This window comes from Janthinobacterium sp. CG_23.4, assembly GCF_029892305.1.
Lineage (GTDB): Bacteria > Pseudomonadota > Gammaproteobacteria > Burkholderiales > Burkholderiaceae_D > Janthinobacterium > Janthinobacterium lividum_D.
The window spans coordinates 744,057-762,598 of record NZ_JARXUX010000001.1; the positions used below are offsets into that span (position 1 = coordinate 744,057).

The window sequence follows — 18,542 nt, forward strand, 5'->3', positions numbered from 1 at the left end:
TACTATGGACTACGGCCCTGCTCCCGAAAGTCAAAAAGAAGCACAGGCGTGGCTCGACGGCCATCAGCGCAAGTTCGGCCTGTTTATCGACAATGCCTGGAGCGAGCCGGCGCAACTGTTCGCCTCGACGAATCCGGCTGACGGCAGTGCCCTCGCTGAATTGACGCAAGCGAGCGACGCCGATGTTGCGCGCGCGGTGGAAGCGGCACGTCGCGCGCTGCCTGTATGGCAAGGCATGGGTGGCCATGGCCGCGCGAAAGTCATGTACGCGCTGGCCCGTTTGCTGCAAAAGCATGCGCGCCTGTTCGCCGTGCTGGAAACGCTGGACAACGGCAAGACCATCCGCGAAACGCGCGATATCGACCTGCCGCTGGCCGCGCGCCATTTTTACCATCACGCCGGCTGGGCGCAGCTGCAATCGGAAGAGTTTTCCGACTATCGCGCGGTGGGCGTGGTAGGCCAGATCGTGCCATGGAATTTCCCCTTGCTGATGCTGTCGTGGAAAATCGCTCCGGCCCTGGCCGCCGGTAACACGGTCGTCTTCAAGCCGGCCGAATTCACCTCGCTGACGGCCATGCTGTTCGCCGAATTGTGCCTGCAGGCGGGCGTGCCGGCCGGCGTAGTCAACATCGTCACCGGCGACGGCCGCGTCGGTTCGGCCATCGTCAACCACCCTGGTGTCGACAAGATCGCCTTTACGGGTTCCACCGAAGTGGGTCGTTTGATTCGTGTCGCGACGGCCGGCAGCGGCAAGAAGCTGTCGCTGGAGCTGGGCGGCAAGTCGCCCTTCATCGTCTTCGAGGATGCAGATCTGGACAGCGCCGTGGAAGGCCTGGTCGACTCGATCTGGTTCAACCAGGGACAAGTCTGCTGCGCCGGTTCGCGCCTGCTGGTGCAGGAATCGATCGAGGAGCGCTTCCTGAACAAGGTACGCGCGCGCATGCAAAACCTGCGCCTCGGTTCGCCCCTGGACAAATCGATGGACGTGGGCGCGCTGGTCGATCCGGTGCAGCGCCAGCGCATCGCCGCGCTGGTCGATTCGGCCCGTGCCGAAGGCTGCGACGTATGGCAGCCGGCGTGCGAACTGCCGGCAGACGGCGCGTGGTTCCCGCCTACCCTGATCACGGGCGCGTCGACGTCTGCTGCCGTGGCACAGGCTGAAATCTTTGGCCCCGTGCTCGTGGCCATGAGCTTTCGCACCCCGCCCGAAGCGGTACAGCTGGCGAACAATACGGTGTACGGCCTGGCTGCCAGCGTGTGGACCGAGTCGATCAGCCTGGCCCTCGATATCGCTCCGGCCATCAAAGCCGGCGTGGTGTGGATCAACAGCGCCAACCAGTTCGACGCCGCTTGCGGCTTCGGCGGCTACCGCGAATCGGGCTTTGGCCGCGAAGGCGGCCGCGAAGGCATGCTCGAATACATGACGGCCCTGGCCGAAGATGCGCGTCCGGCCTTGCCAGTAGTGGAAGCGAAGGCGAAAGGGAATGCGAAACCGGCGGCAGCCGATCCGTTCGCCATCGACCGCACGGCCAAGATGTACATTGGCGGCAAGCAGGCGCGCCCTGACAGTGCTTACAGCGCGCCTGTATTTGGCGCCAATGGCGCCTTGCTGGCCGAAGTGGGCGTGGGCAGCCGCAAGGATATCCGCAACGCCGTCGAAGCGGCCCATAAAGCGTCTGGCTGGAGCAGTGCCACGGCGCACAACCGCGCGCAAGTGCTGTACTACATCGCCGAAAACCTGGCGGCGCGCGCCGACGAATTTGCCGCCCGCATCGCCGCCATGACGGGCAGTAAAAATCCGGAGAAGGAAGTGCAGGCATCGATCGAACGCCTGTTCTACTACGCCGCCTGGGCCGACAAGTACGATGGCCTGGCGCATCAGCCGCCCACCAAGGGCATCACCGTTGCACTGAACGAAGCGATTGGCGTGATCGGCATCGTCTGCCCGAATGAAGCGTCATTGCTTGGCTTCATTTCGCTGGTAGCGCCGGCCATCGCGCTGGGCAACCGCGTGGTGGTGGTGCCGTCGCAAGCCCATCCCTTGTCCGCGCTGGACCTGTACCAGGTGTTCGATACCTCCGACTTGCCGGGCGGCGTCGTCAACATCATCAGCGGCAACGCCGATGAACTGGCGCGCACCCTGGCCACGCATGCCGACATCGATGCCGTCTGGCGCCATGACGGCTCGGCCGACGGTTGCGCGGAAGTCGAGCGCCTGTCGGCCGCTACCCTGAAGCGCACGTGGGTCGGTGGCGCCAGAGGCCGCGACTGGTACAGTGCCGCCCAAAGCGGTGGCCGCGCCGTGCTGGCGCATGCGTCGCAAGTGAAAAACGTGTGGATACCTTACGGTGTTTAACTGACTGATAACTGGCATTGTGAAGCTGGGGTCAGACCCTAATATCGTTCAGTTAAGGGTTTTGGCGTGATTTATGAGCGCCAGTAAATTCGCTAACCCCAGGGGCAAAGAGCCGGGGGCGGTCATTTCGTGATCGGAATGTGCTCCATTGAAGCACATTCCCCCGTCGGGACTGACCCCAAACCTATTTTTATTGGAGTTATTCGATGTTTTTAACCCAAGAAATCATCCGCAAGAAGCGCGACCAGGGCGTGCTGAGCACCGAGGAAATCCAGTTTTTCGTGCGTGGCATCACTGACGGCAGCGTCAGCGAAGGCCAGATCGCGGCGCTGGGCATGGCCGTCTATTTCAATGACATGAACATGGACGAACGCGTCGCGTTTACCCTCGCCATGCGCGATTCCGGCCAGGTGCTGGACTGGCGTTCGCTGAACCTGCCCGGTCCTGTCGTCGACAAGCATTCGACGGGCGGCGTGGGCGATGTGGTGTCCCTGCTGCTGGGTCCCATGGTCGCCGCGTGCGGCGGCTATGTGCCGATGATCTCGGGCCGCGGCCTGGGCCACACCGGTGGCACCCTGGACAAATTCGACGCCATTCCCGGCTATTGCACGGTGCCGGACAATGCATTGTTCCGTCAAGTGGTCAAGGACGTTGGTGTGGCCATCATCGGCCAGACGGCGCAGCTGGCGCCGGCCGACAAGCGTTTTTACAGCATTCGCGACGTCACTGCCACGGCAGAATCGGTGGCCATGATCACCGGCTCCATCCTGTCGAAAAAACTGTCGGCAGGCCTGGATGCGCTGGTGATGGACGTGAAAGTAGGCACGGGCGCCTTCATGCCGACCTACGAAAAATCGGTGGAACTGGCCGAGAGCATCGTCGCCGTGGGCAATGGCGCGGGCATGCAGACGTCGGCGATTTTGACGGACATGAACGAATCGCTGGCGCCGTACGCAGGCAATGCGCTGGAAGTGCGCGGCGCCATGGATTACCTGACCGGGCGTTCGCGTCCCGCGCGCTTGCATGAAGTGACGCTGGCGCTGTGCGCCGAGATGCTGGTGCTGGGTGGCCTGGCGGCAACCGAAGAAGAGGCGCGCATGAAATTGATGGCGGCGCTACATTCGGGTGAAGCGGCCGAGCGTTTCTCGCGCATGGTGTGCGCCCTCGGTGGTCCGGCTGATTTGCTCGAGAAGCCGGACAAATACCTGGAAAAAGCACCATTCGTCGTGCCGGTGCCGGCGCTCACAGGCGGTTACGCGCATGTGCGCGATTGCCGCGGCATTGGCCTGGCCGTCGTCGCCCTGGGCGGCGGGCGTCGTCGTCCGAGCGACAGCATCGATTTCGCTGTCGGCCTGACGGACCTGGTGGGACTGGGCGAGCAAGTGGCCGTTGGCCAGCCGCTGGCCATGGTGCATGCGCGCACGCAAGCGGCGGCGCAGCAAGCCGTCAAGGAAATACAGGAAGCGTATGCGATCAGCGCAGTGGCGTTGACGGCCAGCCCGGTGATTTACCGGACGATTCGAGCATAACTATTTTTAGCCCTAGAGCAGGGTCTGGGGTCGTACCCTGAGGGTACGACCCCGGCCTTTGCGGGTTTTACAGGTAAATAATCAAATGAACAACCAAGAACTGATCGCCGAAGCCAATGCTGGCCGTGAATTGGCCTACGCGCCGTATTCGCGTTTCAAGGTGGGCGCGGCGTTGCTGTGCAAGGATGGCCGCGTTTTCCGTGGCTGTAACGTGGAAAATGCCGCCTATGGCCTGTGCAACTGCGCCGAGCGCACGGCGTTTTTCAGCGCCATCGCGCATGGCTGCAAGCCGGGCGACTTCGCCAAACTGGCCGTCACAGGCGATACGGCAGAACCGATCTCTCCATGCGGCGCCTGCCGCCAGGTGATGTTCGAGATGGGCGGTGCCGATTTGCCGGTGATCCTGACGAACCTGAAAAACGACATCATGGAAGTGACGGCGGGCTGGCTGCTGCCACACGGTTTCGGCAATTCCGACCTGGACATGAAGTAACAGGCTGCGCTTGAACAAGACGATCGACATCCAGGCCGCTGTTGCCATCGCTGCGGCCGAAGCCATGGCTGCCAAGACGCAGGGTACGTTCGGCGTGGGCGGCGTGCTGCTCGATGGCGCCGGCAATGTGCTGCAATCGATGCACAACAACGTCGTGCGCCGGGGCCTGGTGTTCGACCCTACCGCGCATGGCGAGCGCCAACTGGTGGACTGGTATTTCGCCGAGCGGGCCAAGGGCACGCCCTTGCCGGCGCCGGGTGAGCTGACCATCGTCACCTCGCTCGACCCCTGCTGCATGTGCACGGGGGCGATATTGGCAGCCGGTTTCAACGTGGTGGTGGCCGCGTCCGACGCCAAGGCGGGCATCAATTACGATGGCGCTGCCACGTTCACGGCCTTGCCAGCGCCGCTGCAGGCGCAGGCTGGCCGCAGCTTTTGCTACCCGGCCGTGCGCGGCGCGACCGAGTATGCGCGCGGGCCGTCCGGTGCCGCGCCCAAATCTTTTTTCATCGGCAAGAGCATCCACGAGGCGACGCAAGCACTGTGCTCGCTGGTGTTCGAAGCGACATCGGCCCAGGTGATGCAGCTGCTGAGTGCCGGCGACGATGGGCCCCGGCGCGATCCTGTCACCTTGCCGTCCGAGCACGCCGTGGTGCGCGCCTTGCGCCGCCGCTATCCCGATGCCCTGACCTACCGCTGCGACCCGCATGCGCCCGACGCGGGCCTGGCACCATTCCTGCAGGCGGCCATGGAGCAGGACGTGCGCGATGGCGGCCAGGGCGATGCGGCGGCCTTGCTCGATTCCTTTGGCAACCTGCTGCTGTGCATGCCGGGCCAGCTGGCGCGTTCGCCCATCCGCACGCCATTCATGGAATGCACGCGCCAGTACGCGCAATTGCGTTATGAATTGATGGCCGGCGCCGAGCCGGCGCTGCAAGAAGAAATCAAAAGCTACCTGGGCCACCCCAAGCATGGCACTTTCGTGCTGGCCGTCGGCCCGGACGACAGCGCCGCCAGTTTCATGACTCTGGGCGCCTACGGCTCGACCATGGAAGGCGCGCTGCCGGAGAATAATCCGGCACAATTCCAGTACGTGCGCCCGGCCATGACGCAAGACGCGTTGCTGGCGCTGTGCAACGCCATGCCACCGCTGTACCGCAAGTTGATACGCATCCGACCGTGCCAGGTGGCCGACCAGGCGCTGGTCAAGGCCCTGGCCCTGGCCCAGGCTTAGGCGTCGTCGTCCGGCTGGTTCTGGAGTAAAAAGTGCCCGCTATGCGGCTAATGCCGTTCAGTTAGTGTGTTGGTGATGCTATTTTTAGCCCAAGAACCAGGACTGGGGTCGGACCCTGAGGGTCCGACCCAATCCACCCAAGTTAAGGAGCAAGCCCGCGCAATTGCTGGCAATTCAATGAAATAGTGCTTGACGTGGCACTGGCTTTGCGCGGCCGCCGCCTTGCTGACCTCTCTTTTTTCGACAGCGGCAAGGCGGCGGCCAATGAAGGTCTTTTGATCTTCATTGGCCCTTCATGTCGCTCGCTTCCTTGCTGTCCGATTTCTCCGACCATCTTCAATCCGACCAGTTTCGGCTTAGCGCCCGCCATCCTGATCATCCGATGGCGTTTCAACGTCGCCGCAAACTGCCGCTGCCATCCTTGGTGGCGCTCATGCTCACCGGCATGCGCAAGAGCGTGCAAACCGAACTTGATGAATTCTTTGGCCATCTGCAACAGCAGGCGCAACTGACGCACCAGGTGAGCGCCCAGGCTTTCGCTCAGGCACGCTCAAAACTTGCTACCACGGCCATCCCAGAGCTTAACGACTGGCTCATTGCACAAGCACAGCAGCATGGCTACCTGCCGCGCTGGCACGGTTTCAGGCTGGTCGCCGCTGACGCCTCGACCGTTCGCTTTGGCTTGCGCGCCAGCCATGTCAAACGCGCCGCCGTGGCCGATCAACTGGTGTTTGGCTTGTTTCTGCCCGGTGCCGAATTGATGCTCTCGGCCTCGCTATACAGTACCGACGTCGGCGAACGCCAGATGCTGTTCGAACAGCTCGACCAGCTTGGCAAGGAAGATCTGCTGTTGCTGGACCGAGGCTATCCATGTTACTGGATGCCCGCCGTGTTGAACCAGCGCCGCATTGCCTTCTGCATGCGTGTCGAGCAGGCCCGCGGCGGAGGCTTTCCCTGCGTCAATCAGTTTCTGAAGTCGGGGCTGCGGGAGCAGATCGTCACGCTGCGGGCGCCGGATCGGCGCGATGCGCTTGACTATGAATGTCCCGCTGAACCGCAGACCGTGCGCCTGATACGCCACGTTGCCTCGACCGGCAAGGTGCGTGTTCTGATGACCAATTTACTGGACGTTGAACAATTCCCTGCCGCATTGTTCGGAGACCTCTACCACCAACGCTGGCGCATTGAGGAAGCCTTCAAGCGCATCAAACACCGCCTCCATCTGGAGCACGTGACGGGACTGTCACAGCAGGCCCTGATGCAGGATCTGGCTGCCAAGGTACTATGCGATAACCTGCAGGCGTTGGCGAGCTGTGCCGCCGGCCAGCAAGATGCATTGCCGACGGACAGACGCATCAACCGCGCCTATGTCCATTCGGTACTCAAGCCGCTCTTGCCATCGTTGCTGCTTGGGCTGGCGGCAGCCCACTTGCTTGCCGACGCGCTGGCTCTGATCGCCAAGCGAACGTTTCAACATCGCCCAGGACAATCAAGGTCACGGCAAACCAACGCCTACAAGCCCCATAAATACATGGCCTACAAGGCTGCTTGATGGCAGCCTGTTGCTTAACTTGGGTGGATTGGGGTCCGACCCCAGCTCTTTGCCTCTGGGGTTAGTGAATTTACTGGCGCTCATAAATCACGCCAAAATCCTTAACTGAACGGCATTACCGCTATGCGGCCGATTTTCGCCTTTGATAAGCCCGCATCGAGCAGCGCCTCGTTAGCCCGTTGCAAGCGAGGAAAGTCGACATGTCCACGCTGGCTGTCGCGGTTCAGCTCGCGTTGTCGGGCAGGGCAAGGCTGGCGGCGAGGCTGCTGCTCATCATCGTTCTGCGTCTTACCATGGATCGTAGGTGCCCAGGCTCCAGATATGGCCTTCCGGGTCGCGGCAGGTAAAGCCCCGTCCGCCGTAGTCTTCATCCTTGATGTCGAGCACGATCTCGGCACCGGCCTCGCGTGCGCTGCGGTAGACGGCATCGGCATCGCTGACGACCAGGTAGCAGTTTTGCGTGTTGGCGCCACCGATGTCGCCAGGCAGTCTCATCAGGCGGCCATAGTCGCTGTCGAGCGCCGGTGCCACCATGACCATGCCGTTACCAAAGCTCAGTTGTGCGTGGGCGACGCCACCGTTACCGTCAGGCACGATCAATTGTTTTTCAAAACCGAGTGCGCTGCACAGCCATTCGATGGCGGCGGGAGCATCGCGGTAGCGCAGGCAGGGAATGGTCGTAGCTGCAGTCGCTTTTGCTGTCGTAGTCATCAGAAAACTCCTATGGCAGATGGGGAGTAGCTTCGATCATTCATCGGGCGCAGCGTTCCGTATCGAGGCCATCCATCAGGATGGCCTTGATGTCCGTCAGTGCCGCACCCAGACATAGTGCCATAAAATAATCTTGGCACTCCTGCCACGACGACAATTTTTATTGCGCTGACTGTCAACGATTTTCCGCCTGCGTGCCCGCGTGCGTGTCGTCGCTGCTGCTTACCCATCGCAACAGCATGACGAGGGCAAACAGCATGATGGCCAGTGGCAAGATGGTGATCAGGAACGCCAGTCCCAGGCAGCACCCCAGCAACATGGGCCAGGACATGATGCGCAGGGCGGCCAAGCCCTCGCGCGCATAGGTACAAAGTTCGCTCCAGAAAGAGCGGAAGGAAGTGTTGCCCGGTGCCCAATTGATGTCTTTCATGCCGTTCTCCAGTGGTTGCCGCTGCCGTATGCAGGCTGGCGATGAAGCCACTGTAGACAAAACCTTGTTGTCGGACATCGCGTATGCGACGAGTGGCAGGAATGGCGGAGCGAACGGTGAAAGACGGGGACGAACGGCTATTCAAATACCTTGAGTTTCAGCTGGAAACTGAGGGCGCCATACAAGCGGTCCTTGTAGGAAGGCACGATGGCGATATTCACACCCACGCGCTGGTATTCATAGCTGATGGTGGGGACCAGGGCCGGGAACCAGCCGCCGTCGCGCATTTTCGGATAGCCGCTAAAACCGCCAACGACGGCGCCCACGCGCAGCGGGCCCACCTTGATGGGCTGATAATACACGCCCAGATAGTTCGAGTAGGCGCGGTCGCTATTATAGAAGCGCCCGGCCGTGGCCGATGCGACCGTGGAAAATCGGTATTCGGCGCCCAGACCCGGATTGCTATCATTCAAATTCTTGTCGCGTTGAAAGTGATGCGAATAAAAGCCCGCATTGAGCCAGGTTTCGCTGAGCGGCGCGTTCTCTATCATGCCCACTGTCTGCGCCTGTGCTGTCGATGCTACTGCCAGCAACAGCGTGCCGGCAGCCTTGCCCAGCAATGACGCCGTGCGCGCCGATGACCATTGTTTCATGCCTGCTCCTTATCCTGTCGCTCTGGCGCCGCGATTGCAAACGCTCTAGCGCGTCATGCTATCACTGCCAGTTTATTCATTGGAAATTTCCTCACGCGCCCGGCGCTGCCGCAGGCAGAGCAATGGCCGTCTGTACCATGCGCGTGATCAGCATTTCGGCGTCCTCGTAATCCTTGCGCGTGAGCTGCTTGCGTTCCAGCACCAGGGCCATCTGCGCTGAAAAATCCGCATATGATTGCGTCATCGCCCAGATGGCAAACATCAGGTGCGTGGCGTTGACAGGCGCGATCCTGCCGGCGGCGATCCAGGCCTCGAAGACGGCGATATCCTTGCGCAGCAGCGGCACGACCCTGTCGCGTATCTGCGTGCCGTACAGCGGAGCGCCATTGATTACCTCCAGCGCATACACGCGCGAGGCCCACGGCTGTTCGCGCGAGAAACGCAGCTTGGCGCCGATATACGCGCGCAGCACGTCATGCGGTTCGTTGTGTTCATTGGCCAGCGACGCCATGCGCGCCAGCCAGTCGTCGAGCACATCGTCGAGCACGCGCTGGTAGAGCAACTGCTTGGAGGGAAAGTAATACAGCAGGTTTTGCTTCGACAAGCCGGCCCGCTTGGCGATGCTGGCGATCGAGGCGCCCTCATAGCCGCTTTCTGCAAATGCGCGCACCGCATGCTGCAGGATGTCCGCTTCCAGGCGGTCGCGGTTTTGCAGACGCCGGCCAGCGGCATTTTTTACGCAAACGGCAGGGGAGTTTTCGCTGGCCATGGCTGATTCTTTAGCGTGGACGTATCGATTGCAGGAACGCTTGCAGCACGGGGGTGTCAGTGTAGGCCACGTTGAAGCGGAACCACACTGTCTCGGGCGCGCGCAGCATGAAAAATTCGTTTGGCGACAGCAGGATGCCTGCCTTCAAGGCCATGTCGGCGATGATCTTGCCATTCCATTCCGGCGTCTGCAGCTCGGGCCAGCCGGCGCTGACGAACATGCCGCCGCGGGGCCGCGCCACGGGCGCCATGCCCGTCTGCGCCAGGCAATCGATGCTGCGCTCGCGGGCCGCATCGAGCTGCGCCACCAGGCGCTCGACCATGCGCTTGTAGGGGCGCGCGGAGATGGCGTGGTAGACGGCGCGCTCGTTGATTTCCGACGTCGTCAACCCCGCCAGCATTTTCACGCGTACCAGTTCGGCCACCAGCGATGGCGAGGCGCAGATGGAACCGACACGCAGTACGGGCGACAGGGTCTTGGAAAAACTGCCCACGCGGATCACGCGGCGCAAGCCGTCCATGGCCGCCAGCGATGCTTCGCCGCGCGCCGCCAGTTCACGGTAGATATCGTCTTCCACCAGCCAGAAATCGAACTGCTCGGCCAGCGCCAGCAAGCGGTGCGCCTGCGCCTGGCTGAGCGAGGTGCCCAGCGGATTTTGCAGCACCGTGTTGACGAACATCAGCTTGGGCTGGGTACGCGCGGCCTCGCTGGCCAGCGTATCGAGATCGAGGCCCGCTTCGCCACGGTTGACGCCGACGGGGATGCAGCCATGGTGGCGGATCAGCGAATGCAGATTGCTATAGCCGGGTTCTTCCACCAGCACCGTGTCACCGGGCTTGGTCAGGCTGCGCAGTATCAAATCGAAGGCATGCGTGGCGCCATGTGTCAGCAGGACCTGCTCCTGCTCTACCTGGAACAGGTCTGCGGACAAGGTCGTCGCCAGGTGCTGGCGCAGCGAGGGAAAGCCCAGCGGGTGACCGTAGCCGCGCAGCCGGCTGGCGGGAACGCGCATGGCCTGGCGCACGGCATCGAGCACGGTCGCTTCGCCGTACATCTGGGGTGGCAGCCAGCCCGCGCCCACAGGCAGGGCATCCGATACGCCCGAATACAGGTCAGGCGTGAGGGCGTCGATGGCGGTGGGGCTGGCAATGGTGTTGGCACTGAGGGCCGTATGCGGCGAGGCGGCGATATCGTGGCGCGCAACGAAGTAGCCGGAGCCGCGCCGCGACGACAACAGGCCCAGGTTGACCAGGCGGTCATACGATTCGACGACGGTAAAGGTCGACACGCCATTGCACTTGGCGAACTGGCGCACGGACGGCATGCGCGTGCCGATGCGCAGGGCGCGGCTGCCCACCATGACGCTGATGGCGCTGACGATCTGTTCTACCAGTCCGCCTTTTTTCTGGCGTTCGATTTCCAGCACGGGCCAGCCGCTGGCTTGCTCGGGGGCATCGTCTGTGCTCTCGCTGGGCTTCAATGCGACTCCTTATGCTGCCTTGCACAAAACTGTAGTGTTTTTTTCGACCTGTACGGTTGGAATACTTTGCCGTTTGTGTACCTGTGCCATTGGGGATGGCCTGTCTATTATTACATCAGATTTTTGCCAACTGGTAAATTATTTTATGCCGCGTCAAAAACCATCTGGGCGTTGCAGCAGCCGATCCAAAGGAGAATGTCATGAACGAAACAAGGCCAGAATCGATGTCGGCATTCTGGATGCCTTTTACTAACAACCGCGATTTCAAGGCTAATCCGCGCCTGTTGGTTTCGGCCGAAGGCATGTACTACAAGGACGTCGATGGCAACGCCATCCTCGATGGCACGGCCGGATTGTGGTGCGTGCCATGCGGCCATGCGCAGCCAAAAATCGTCGGCGCCATCCGCGAGATGGTGGGCCAGCTCGACTTCGCGCCTACTTTTCAGATGGGGCATCCGTCCGCCTTCGAGCTGGCGGAAAAGCTAATGCAGTACACGGGCCACAAGTTCGGCCACGTGTTTTATACCAACTCCGGTTCCGAGGCTGTCGATACGGCCCTCAAGATAGCGCTGGCCTACCACCGGGCACGTGGACAGGGCGCACGCACGCGCTTGATCGGCCGCGAGCGCGGTTATCACGGCGTCGGCTTCGGCGGCATTTCCGTGGGCGGCATCGGCGGCAACCGCAAGAACTTCGGACCCCTGCTGCCGGGCGTGGACCACCTGCCGCACACGCACAACCTGGAAAAGAATGCCTATACGGTGGGCGAACCAGAATACGGCACGCACCTGGCCGACGAACTTGAACGCATCGTCGCCCTGCACGATGCCTCGACGATTGCCGCCGTCATCGTCGAACCTGTGGCCGGTTCCACTGGTGTATTGATCCCGCCGAAAGGCTACCTGAAACGCCTGCGCGAGCTGTGTACCAAGCACGGCATCCTGCTCATCTTCGATGAAGTGATCACGGGTTTCGGTCGCATGACGACGCCGTTTGCGGCCGACTATTTCGATGTCGAGCCGGACCTGATGACGACCGCCAAAGGCTTGACCAACGGTATGGTGCCCATGGGTGCCGTGTTCAGCAAACAGTATATCCACGATGCCTTCATGGATGCGCCACCGGGCATCGAACTTTTCCACGGCTACACCTATTCCGGCCACCCGCTGGCGTGCGCCGCTGCCCTGGCGACCCTGCAAGTGTTCGAGGAACAGGACATCCTCGGCCAGGCTAAAAACATGCAGGCGTATTGGCAAGATGGCGTGCATTCGCTCAAGGGAATGCCGCATGTGATCGACTTGCGCAGCATAGGCCTCATCGCCGGCATCGAACTTGAGCCCATCGCCGGCAAGCCCGGCGCGCGCGCTTTCAGCGCCTTCAAGCAGGCATTCGCTGATGGCCTGCTGATACGCACAACGGGCGACATCATCGCCCTGTCACCACCGCTGGTGCTGAAGAAACAGCATATTGACGAGCTGTTCGGCAAGCTGGCCAAGGTATTAAAAAATCTCGATTAAGGAAGCACATGAACGAACTCGACATCATCACCCATTACATCAACGGCGCCAACGTCGACACGCAAAGTGGCCGCTACGGCGACGTCTACAACCCGGCCCTTGGCGTACCCGTGGCCCGCGTGGCGCTCGGTCCCGTGGAAGACGTGGACGCAGCCGTGCAGGCGGCGGCCGCCGCCTTTCCCTCGTGGTCGGCCACGCCGCCGTTGACGCGTGCGCGTGTCCTGTTTCGCTACCTGCAGCTGTGCCAGCAACACACCGATGAATTTGCCGCCATGCTCACGCGCGAGCATGGCAAGACCTTTGCCGATGCGCAGGGGGAAGTGGCGCGCGGCATCGAGATGGTGGAATTTGCCGTCGGTATCCCGCAACTGTTAAAGGGTGAATTCACGGACCAGATTTCGCGCGGCATCGATGCCTGGTCCATGCGCCAGGCACTCGGCGTGGTGGCCGGCATCACGCCATTCAACTTCCCCGTGATGGTGCCGATGTGGATGTTCCCCGTCGCCATCGCCTGCGGCAATACCTTCGTCTTGAAACCATCCGAGCGCGATCCCTCTGCTTCCTTGCTGCATGCAAGGTTGCTGAAAGAAGCCGGTTTACCCGATGGCGTCTTCAACGTGGTGCAGGGCGATAAAGTGACGGTCGATGCCTTGCTCGATCACCCCGTGGTGCAGGCGATCAGCTTTGTCGGCTCGACGCCGATTGCCGAATATATTTATGCGCGCGGCAGCGCCAGCGGCAAGCGCGTGCAAGCGCTGGGTGGCGCGAAGAATCATATGGTGGTGATGCCCGACGCGGACATGGACATGACGGTCGATGCGCTGATCGGCGCCGCCTACGGTTCGGCGGGCGAACGCTGCATGGCCATTTCGGTGGTGGTGGCCGTGGGCGATGCGGGCGACAAATTGATCGACGCACTGGCAACGCGCACGGCTGCACTGAAAGTGCGCGACGGTATGGATGATGGTGCGGAAATGGGTCCGGTCGTGTCGCTGGCCGCCAAGCAGCGCATTGAAAACCTGATCGCATCAGGCGTGGAACAGGGCGCGACCCTGCTTGTCGATGGCCGCAACCATGTGGTGCCTGGACGTGAAAATGGCTTCTTCGTCGGCGGTACCTTGTTCGACCACGTCACGCGCGACATGAATATCTACAAGGAGGAGATTTTCGGTCCCGTGCTGTGCGTGCTGCGCTGTCCTGACGTGGTGCATGCGGTGCAACTGATCAATGCCAACGAATACGGCAATGGCGTGGCTATCTATACGCGCGATGGCGGTGTGGCGCGCGAATTCGTGCGCCAGATCCAGGTCGGCATGGTGGGCGTCAACATTCCCTTGCCCGTGCCGATGGCCTTCAATAGTTTTGGCGGCTGGAAGCGCAGCATGTTCGGCGACCACCACGCCTATGGTCCCGAAGGCGTGCGTTTCTACACGCGCCACAAAGCCGTGATGCAGCGCTGGCCGAACACGGCAAGCGCTGGCGTGGAATTTGCTTTTCCCCAGATGAAGTGACGCTTGCAAACCAAAAAACCACTGCCGGATAAGATAAGGAAAACGCGATGATCGAGTCCTTGAACTATTTGCCGCATCCCGCCCTGCCTAACGAGGCATTGGCGGGCCATTTCACGGACTTGGCGCCGCCCCTGACGGCGCGTCAGGCGGCCATCGAAAGCGCCCGCTGCCTGTACTGCTACGACGCACCGTGCAGCCGCATCTGTCCGTCAGAAATCGACGTGGCGAGCTTCATTCGCAATATCCACGAGAAGAACATTAACGGCGCCGCAGCCGGCATCCTGAAACAGAACATCCTCGGTGGCAGCTGCGCTCGCGTCTGTCCCACGGAAATCCTGTGCGAGGATGTTTGCGTGCGCAACCACGATGCGGAAGCCCAGCCCGTCAAGATAGGGCTGCTGCAGCGCTACGCCGTCGATCATATGCATTTCGCCAGACATCCGTTCCAGCGCGCCGCCGCCACCGGCAAGACGATTGCCATCGTCGGCGCGGGCCCGGCTGGCCTGTCCTGCGCGCACCGCCTGGCCATGCTGGGGCACGCGGTGGTGATCTTTGAAAAGGCAGGCAAGGCTGGCGGCCTGAATGAATACGGCATCGCCAAATACAAGCTGACGGACGATTTTGCGCAGAAGGAAATCGACTTCCTGTTGCAGATAGGCGGCATCGTCATCCGATGTCGCCAGGCCTTGGGCGAGAACCTGCAGCTGCGCGAGTTGCACGCGCAGTATGACGCCGTCTTTCTGGGCCTGGGCCTGGGTGCCAGCCGCGCACTCGGCCTGACGGGCGAGGATGCACCGGGCTTGCTGGCCGCCGTCGACTACATCAGCGCGCTGCGCCAGGCGGACGACTTGGCCGCGCTGCCCGTTCCCCGGCGCGCCATCGTTATCGGGGCCGGCAATACGGCCATCGATATGGCGGTGCAGATACAGCGCCTGGGCGCCGAGGAAGTCACCTTGGTGTACCGGCGCGGTTTCGACGCCATGACGGCCACTGAGCATGAGCAGGACATCGCCAAGGCGAACCAGGTGCGCATGCTGACGTGGGCCCAGCCGCAGCAGGTCTTGCTCGACGCTGGTGGCAAGGTTGCCGGCATGCGTTTCGAGAAGACGCGCATGCAGGGCACGCGTTTGACAGGTACCGGCGAGACGTTCGACGTGGCGGCCGACGCCATCTTCAAGGCCATCGGCCAAAGCCTCGATGCGCAGGTGCTGCATGACCCGATGGCCTCGCTGCTGAAACGCGAGGGCGACAAGATTGCCGTCGACGCGCGCTTTCGCACGGTACTTCCGGGCATTTACGCGGGCGGCGACTGCGTGGCGCCGGGACAGGACTTGACGGTGCAAGCGGTCCAGCATGGCAAGCTGGCCGCACTCACCATTCATGCCGATTTAATGAGTAAATTGGAGGCTGCATAATGGCTGATCTCAGCATCGATTTTTGCGGCATCAAGGCGCCGAATCCTTTCTGGCTGGCATCCGCGCCGCCGACCGACAAGGCGTATAACGTGGTACGCGCGTTCGAGGCGGGGTGGGGCGGCGTGGTGTGGAAAACGCTAGGCGAAGACCCGGCCGCCGTCAACGTCTCGTCGCGCTACTCGGCCTTGTATGGCAAGAACCGCGAAGTCGTGGGCTTCAACAATATCGAACTCATTACCGACCGTTCTCTGGAAATCAATCTGCGCGAAATTACGCAGGTGAAAAAGGACTGGCCCGACCGCGCCATGATTGTCTCCCTGATGCTGCCCTGCGAAGAGCACTATTGGGCCGACATCCTGCCCAAGGTAGAGGCGACGGGGGCGGACGGCATCGAGCTCAATTTCGGCTGCCCGCACGGCATGCCGGAGCGGGGCATGGGCGCCGCCGTAGGCCAGGTGCCCGAGTATGTGCAGATGGTGACTGCCTGGTGCAAGAAGTACAGCCGTCTTCCCGTTATCGTCAAGCTGACACCGAACATCACGGACGTGCGCATGCCGGCGCGCGCGGCCAAGGCCGGTGGCGCGGACGCCGTCTCGCTGATCAACACCATCAACTCGATCACCTCGCTGGACCTGGACCGCATGGTGGCGCTGCCCATCGTGGGCGGCGCCAGCACGCACGGCGGCTATTGCGGCTCCGCCGTGAAACCGATCGCGCTGAACATGGTGGCGGAAATCGCCCGCGATCCACAGACGCGCGGCTTGCCCATTTCCGGCATTGGCGGCATCGGTAACTGGCGTGACGCGGCCGAATTCATTGCCCTGGGCGCCGGCTGCGTGCAGGTGTGCACGGCGGCCATGCTGCATGGTTTTCGCATCGTCGAAGAGATGAAGGATGGCCTGTCGCGCTGGATGGATGAAAAGGGCTATGAACGCATCAGCGATTTTTCCGGCAAGGCTGTGGCCAACACAACGGACTGGAAATACCTGGACATGAATTACCAGGTCATCGCGCATATCAAGCAGGATGACTGCATCAAGTGCGGCAAGTGTTATGTGGCCTGCGAAGATACCTCGCACCAGTCGATCGCGCAACTGATCGACGCTGCCGGCACGCGCACGTATGAAGTGATCAAGGAGCACTGCGTGGGCTGCAACCTGTGCGAAATCACTTGTCCGGTGCAGGGCTGCATTACGATGCTGCCGCAGGCCACGGGCAAGCCTTATATGAACTGGACACAGGACCCACGCAACCCGCATGCGTTGGTGGAGACGGCATAGGGCACGCTTTTTGCGTGTATTTATTAGATAAACGGCGGCGGGTCTTTGCGGTAAGCTAAACTGCAGCCGTTTCTATAATACCGATCCCCTCCCAACCGATGGAGCATAGCTGTGAACCAAGACTATTCAGGCAACACCCAACTCTGGAATGAAGACCTCGCACCCACCACGGCGGCGCAGCGCACCTGGCGCTGGTACCATTTCGCCGCGCTGTGGGTGGGCATGGTGATGTGTATTCCCGCCTACACCCTGTCGGCCAGCCTGATCGACAGCGGCATGTCCGGTTATCAGGCCGTGCTGACGGTCTTTCTCGCCAACGCCATCGTGCTTCTGCCCATGCTGCTGATCGGCCATGCGGGCACCAAGTACGGCATCCCGTATGCCGTGCTGGCGCGCGCTTCGTTCGGCACCATGGGTGCGCGCTTGCCGGCGCTGATGCGCGCCATCGTCGCCTGCGGCTGGTATGGCATCCAGACCTGGTTCGGCGGGCAGATGATCTATACCCTGATGGGCGTGCTGATAGGGCATGAACTGGGCGGCGAGAAGATCGCAGGCCTGGGCATCAACGGCAGCCAGTTGCTGTGCTTCCTGGCTTTCTGGGCCATCCAGTTCTATTTCATCCTGCATGGCATGGAATCGATCCGCAAGCTCGAAACGTACACGGCGCCGCTGAAAATCCTCATCTGCTTCGTGCTGCTGTACTGGGTGCATAGCAAGGCTGGTGGCGTGGGCGCGCTGCTGGACCAGCCATCGCAATTCATCCCCGGTGGTAAAAAAGCGGGCCAGTTCTGGAGTGTTTTCTGGCCATCGTTGACGGCCATGGTGGGTTTTTGGGCTACTCTGGCACTGAATATTCCCGACTTTACGCGCTTCGCCAAAACGCAGCACGACCAGATCGTGGGTCAATCGGTCGGCTTGCCCGTGCCTATGGGATTGCTGGCCATGCTGGCCGTGATCGTCACGGCAGGCTCCGTGGTCATGTATGGCAAGGCCATCTGGGACCCCGTCGATCTGGCCAGCCGCATGACGGGCGCGGCCGTGCTGATCGCCCTGATCATCCTGTTGATCGACACTGTTAGCGTCAACCTGGCGGCCAACCTGGTGGGACCGGCCTATGATTTTTCTTCGCTGGCACCCAAGCAGATTTCGTACAAGATGGGCGGCTACATCACTGCCTTCATCGCCATTGTCATGATGCCGTGGAAGGTGCTCGAGTCGACGCAGGGCTATATCTTTACGTGGCTGATCGGCTACTCTGCCCTGCTCGGTCCCATCGCCGGCATCCTCATCGTCGATTACTACTTTGTGCGCAAGACGCAGCTCGATGTCAAGCAACTGTACCGCGATGACGGCATCTATTCATATGGCAATGGCTGGAACATGGCGGCGCTGATCGCCTTTGTCGTCGCCGTGCTGCCCAATATCCCGGGTTTCCTGAATGCGGCCTTTCCCACGGCGTTTCCCGACGTGGCTGAAGGCTTTAAAACGATTTACACCTATGCCTGGTTCGTGGGCGTGGCCATCGCCGCAGCCGTCTACGGCGTCATGATGAAGGGCAAGACGGCGGCGCGCGTACAGCAGGTGCCGCAGTCCTGATCGTTTCGATAAGGAG

15 protein-coding genes are annotated in these 18,542 nt (G+C 61.6%); 10 read left to right on the forward strand and 5 right to left on the reverse strand.

The features are described from left to right. The first annotated feature begins 4 nt into the window (after positions 1 to 4). The 5 genes from H4V96_RS03355 (at position 5) to H4V96_RS03375 (ending at position 7,164) form a co-directional block, all read left to right on the forward strand. Positions 5 to 2,356 carry an aldehyde dehydrogenase family protein gene (locus H4V96_RS03355; RefSeq protein WP_196856975.1) on the forward strand — a complete coding sequence of 784 codons (2,352 nt, stop codon included), beginning with the start codon at positions 5 to 7 and terminating at the stop codon, positions 2,354 to 2,356. Positions 2,357 to 2,562: 206 nt separating this feature from the next. Next, positions 2,563 to 3,885 carry a thymidine phosphorylase gene (gene deoA, locus H4V96_RS03360; RefSeq protein ID WP_196856972.1) on the forward strand — a complete coding sequence of 441 codons (1,323 nt, stop codon included), beginning with the start codon at positions 2,563 to 2,565 and terminating at the stop codon, positions 3,883 to 3,885. Positions 3,886 to 3,943: 58 nt separating this feature from the next. Beyond that, a complete protein-coding gene (locus tag H4V96_RS03365) occupies positions 3,944 to 4,378 on the forward strand; it encodes a cytidine deaminase (protein ID WP_334686064.1) in 435 nt (144 codons plus the stop codon). Between the two features lie 10 nt (positions 4,379 to 4,388). Then, a complete protein-coding gene (locus tag H4V96_RS03370) occupies positions 4,389 to 5,612 on the forward strand; it encodes a nucleoside deaminase (protein ID WP_280720687.1) in 1,224 nt (407 codons plus the stop codon). 295 nt (positions 5,613 to 5,907) lie between these two features. After that, the gene (locus H4V96_RS03375; protein ID WP_280720688.1) at positions 5,908 to 7,164 is read left to right on the forward strand and encodes an IS4 family transposase; all 1,257 of its coding nucleotides are present in this window, start codon (positions 5,908 to 5,910) and stop codon (positions 7,162 to 7,164) included. A 288-nt stretch (positions 7,165 to 7,452) separates the two neighbouring features. Here the strand turns inward: H4V96_RS03375 and H4V96_RS03380 are convergent, their stop codons facing one another. From H4V96_RS03380 to H4V96_RS03400, 5 genes are all read right to left on the reverse strand, one after another. Then, complete coding sequence (locus H4V96_RS03380; protein ID WP_070345756.1) at positions 7,453 to 7,875, reverse strand: VOC family protein; 423 nt, start codon at positions 7,873 to 7,875, stop codon at positions 7,453 to 7,455. Positions 7,876 to 8,050: 175 nt separating this feature from the next. Then, positions 8,051 to 8,305 carry a hypothetical protein gene (locus H4V96_RS03385; protein ID WP_196856700.1) on the reverse strand — a complete coding sequence of 85 codons (255 nt, stop codon included), beginning with the start codon at positions 8,303 to 8,305 and terminating at the stop codon, positions 8,051 to 8,053. Between the two features lie 137 nt (positions 8,306 to 8,442). Next, entirely contained in the window at positions 8,443 to 8,958 is a 516-nt protein-coding gene (locus tag H4V96_RS03390; protein WP_070345755.1) for a hypothetical protein, read from the reverse strand. Positions 8,959 to 9,049: 91 nt separating this feature from the next. After that, the gene (locus tag H4V96_RS03395; RefSeq protein ID WP_010395086.1) at positions 9,050 to 9,727 is read right to left on the reverse strand and encodes a TetR/AcrR family transcriptional regulator; all 678 of its coding nucleotides are present in this window, start codon (positions 9,725 to 9,727) and stop codon (positions 9,050 to 9,052) included. 10 nt (positions 9,728 to 9,737) lie between these two features. Then, positions 9,738 to 11,207 (reverse strand): PLP-dependent aminotransferase family protein, encoded by a 1,470-nt coding sequence (locus tag H4V96_RS03400; RefSeq protein ID WP_280720689.1) that lies wholly within the window; start codon positions 11,205 to 11,207, stop codon positions 9,738 to 9,740. Positions 11,208 to 11,407: 200 nt separating this feature from the next. Between H4V96_RS03400 and H4V96_RS03405 the strand changes: the two genes are divergently transcribed. The 5 genes from H4V96_RS03405 (at position 11,408) to H4V96_RS03425 (ending at position 18,526) form a co-directional block, all read left to right on the forward strand. Beyond that, positions 11,408 to 12,724, forward strand: a complete 1,317-nt coding sequence (locus tag H4V96_RS03405; RefSeq protein WP_196856698.1) for an aspartate aminotransferase family protein — start codon at positions 11,408 to 11,410, stop codon at positions 12,722 to 12,724. Positions 12,725 to 12,732: 8 nt separating this feature from the next. Beyond that, entirely contained in the window at positions 12,733 to 14,235 is a 1,503-nt protein-coding gene (locus H4V96_RS03410; RefSeq protein WP_196856697.1) for a CoA-acylating methylmalonate-semialdehyde dehydrogenase, read from the forward strand. 47 nt (positions 14,236 to 14,282) lie between these two features. Continuing rightward, on the forward strand, positions 14,283 to 15,650 hold the full coding sequence (locus H4V96_RS03415) for an NAD(P)-dependent oxidoreductase (protein ID WP_196856696.1): 1,368 nt from the start codon (positions 14,283 to 14,285) through the stop codon (positions 15,648 to 15,650). Next, positions 15,650 to 16,930, forward strand: a complete 1,281-nt coding sequence (gene preA / locus H4V96_RS03420) for an NAD-dependent dihydropyrimidine dehydrogenase subunit PreA (protein WP_196856695.1) — start codon at positions 15,650 to 15,652, stop codon at positions 16,928 to 16,930. The genes H4V96_RS03415 and preA overlap by 1 nt, the downstream gene beginning before the upstream one ends. Before the next feature lie 111 nt (positions 16,931 to 17,041). Then, the gene (locus H4V96_RS03425; protein WP_010395100.1) at positions 17,042 to 18,526 is read left to right on the forward strand and encodes an NCS1 family nucleobase:cation symporter-1; all 1,485 of its coding nucleotides are present in this window, start codon (positions 17,042 to 17,044) and stop codon (positions 18,524 to 18,526) included. Positions 18,527 to 18,542 lie beyond the last annotated feature (16 nt).

What these genes read in the sequence shown, in the direction of transcription:
- H4V96_RS03415 (WP_196856696.1), top strand. Translation starts at nt 14,283, where the DNA reads ATGATCGAGTCCTTGAACTATTTGCCGCATCCCGCCCTGCCTAACGAG.
- H4V96_RS03375 (WP_280720688.1), top strand. Translation starts at nt 5,908, where the DNA reads ATGTCGCTCGCTTCCTTGCTGTCCGATTTCTCCGACCATCTTCAATCC.
- H4V96_RS03390 (WP_070345755.1), bottom strand. Translation starts at nt 8,958, where the DNA reads ATGAAACAATGGTCATCGGCGCGCACGGCGTCATTGCTGGGCAAGGCT.
- H4V96_RS03395 (WP_010395086.1), bottom strand. Translation starts at nt 9,727, where the DNA reads ATGGCCAGCGAAAACTCCCCTGCCGTTTGCGTAAAAAATGCCGCTGGC.
- preA (WP_196856695.1), top strand. Translation starts at nt 15,650, where the DNA reads ATGGCTGATCTCAGCATCGATTTTTGCGGCATCAAGGCGCCGAATCCT.
- H4V96_RS03380 (WP_070345756.1), bottom strand. Translation starts at nt 7,875, where the DNA reads ATGACTACGACAGCAAAAGCGACTGCAGCTACGACCATTCCCTGCCTG.
- deoA (WP_196856972.1), top strand. Translation starts at nt 2,563, where the DNA reads ATGTTTTTAACCCAAGAAATCATCCGCAAGAAGCGCGACCAGGGCGTG.
- H4V96_RS03355 (WP_196856975.1), top strand. Translation starts at nt 5, where the DNA reads ATGGACTACGGCCCTGCTCCCGAAAGTCAAAAAGAAGCACAGGCGTGG.
- H4V96_RS03385 (WP_196856700.1), bottom strand. Translation starts at nt 8,305, where the DNA reads ATGAAAGACATCAATTGGGCACCGGGCAACACTTCCTTCCGCTCTTTC.
- H4V96_RS03410 (WP_196856697.1), top strand. Translation starts at nt 12,733, where the DNA reads ATGAACGAACTCGACATCATCACCCATTACATCAACGGCGCCAACGTC.
- H4V96_RS03405 (WP_196856698.1), top strand. Translation starts at nt 11,408, where the DNA reads ATGAACGAAACAAGGCCAGAATCGATGTCGGCATTCTGGATGCCTTTT.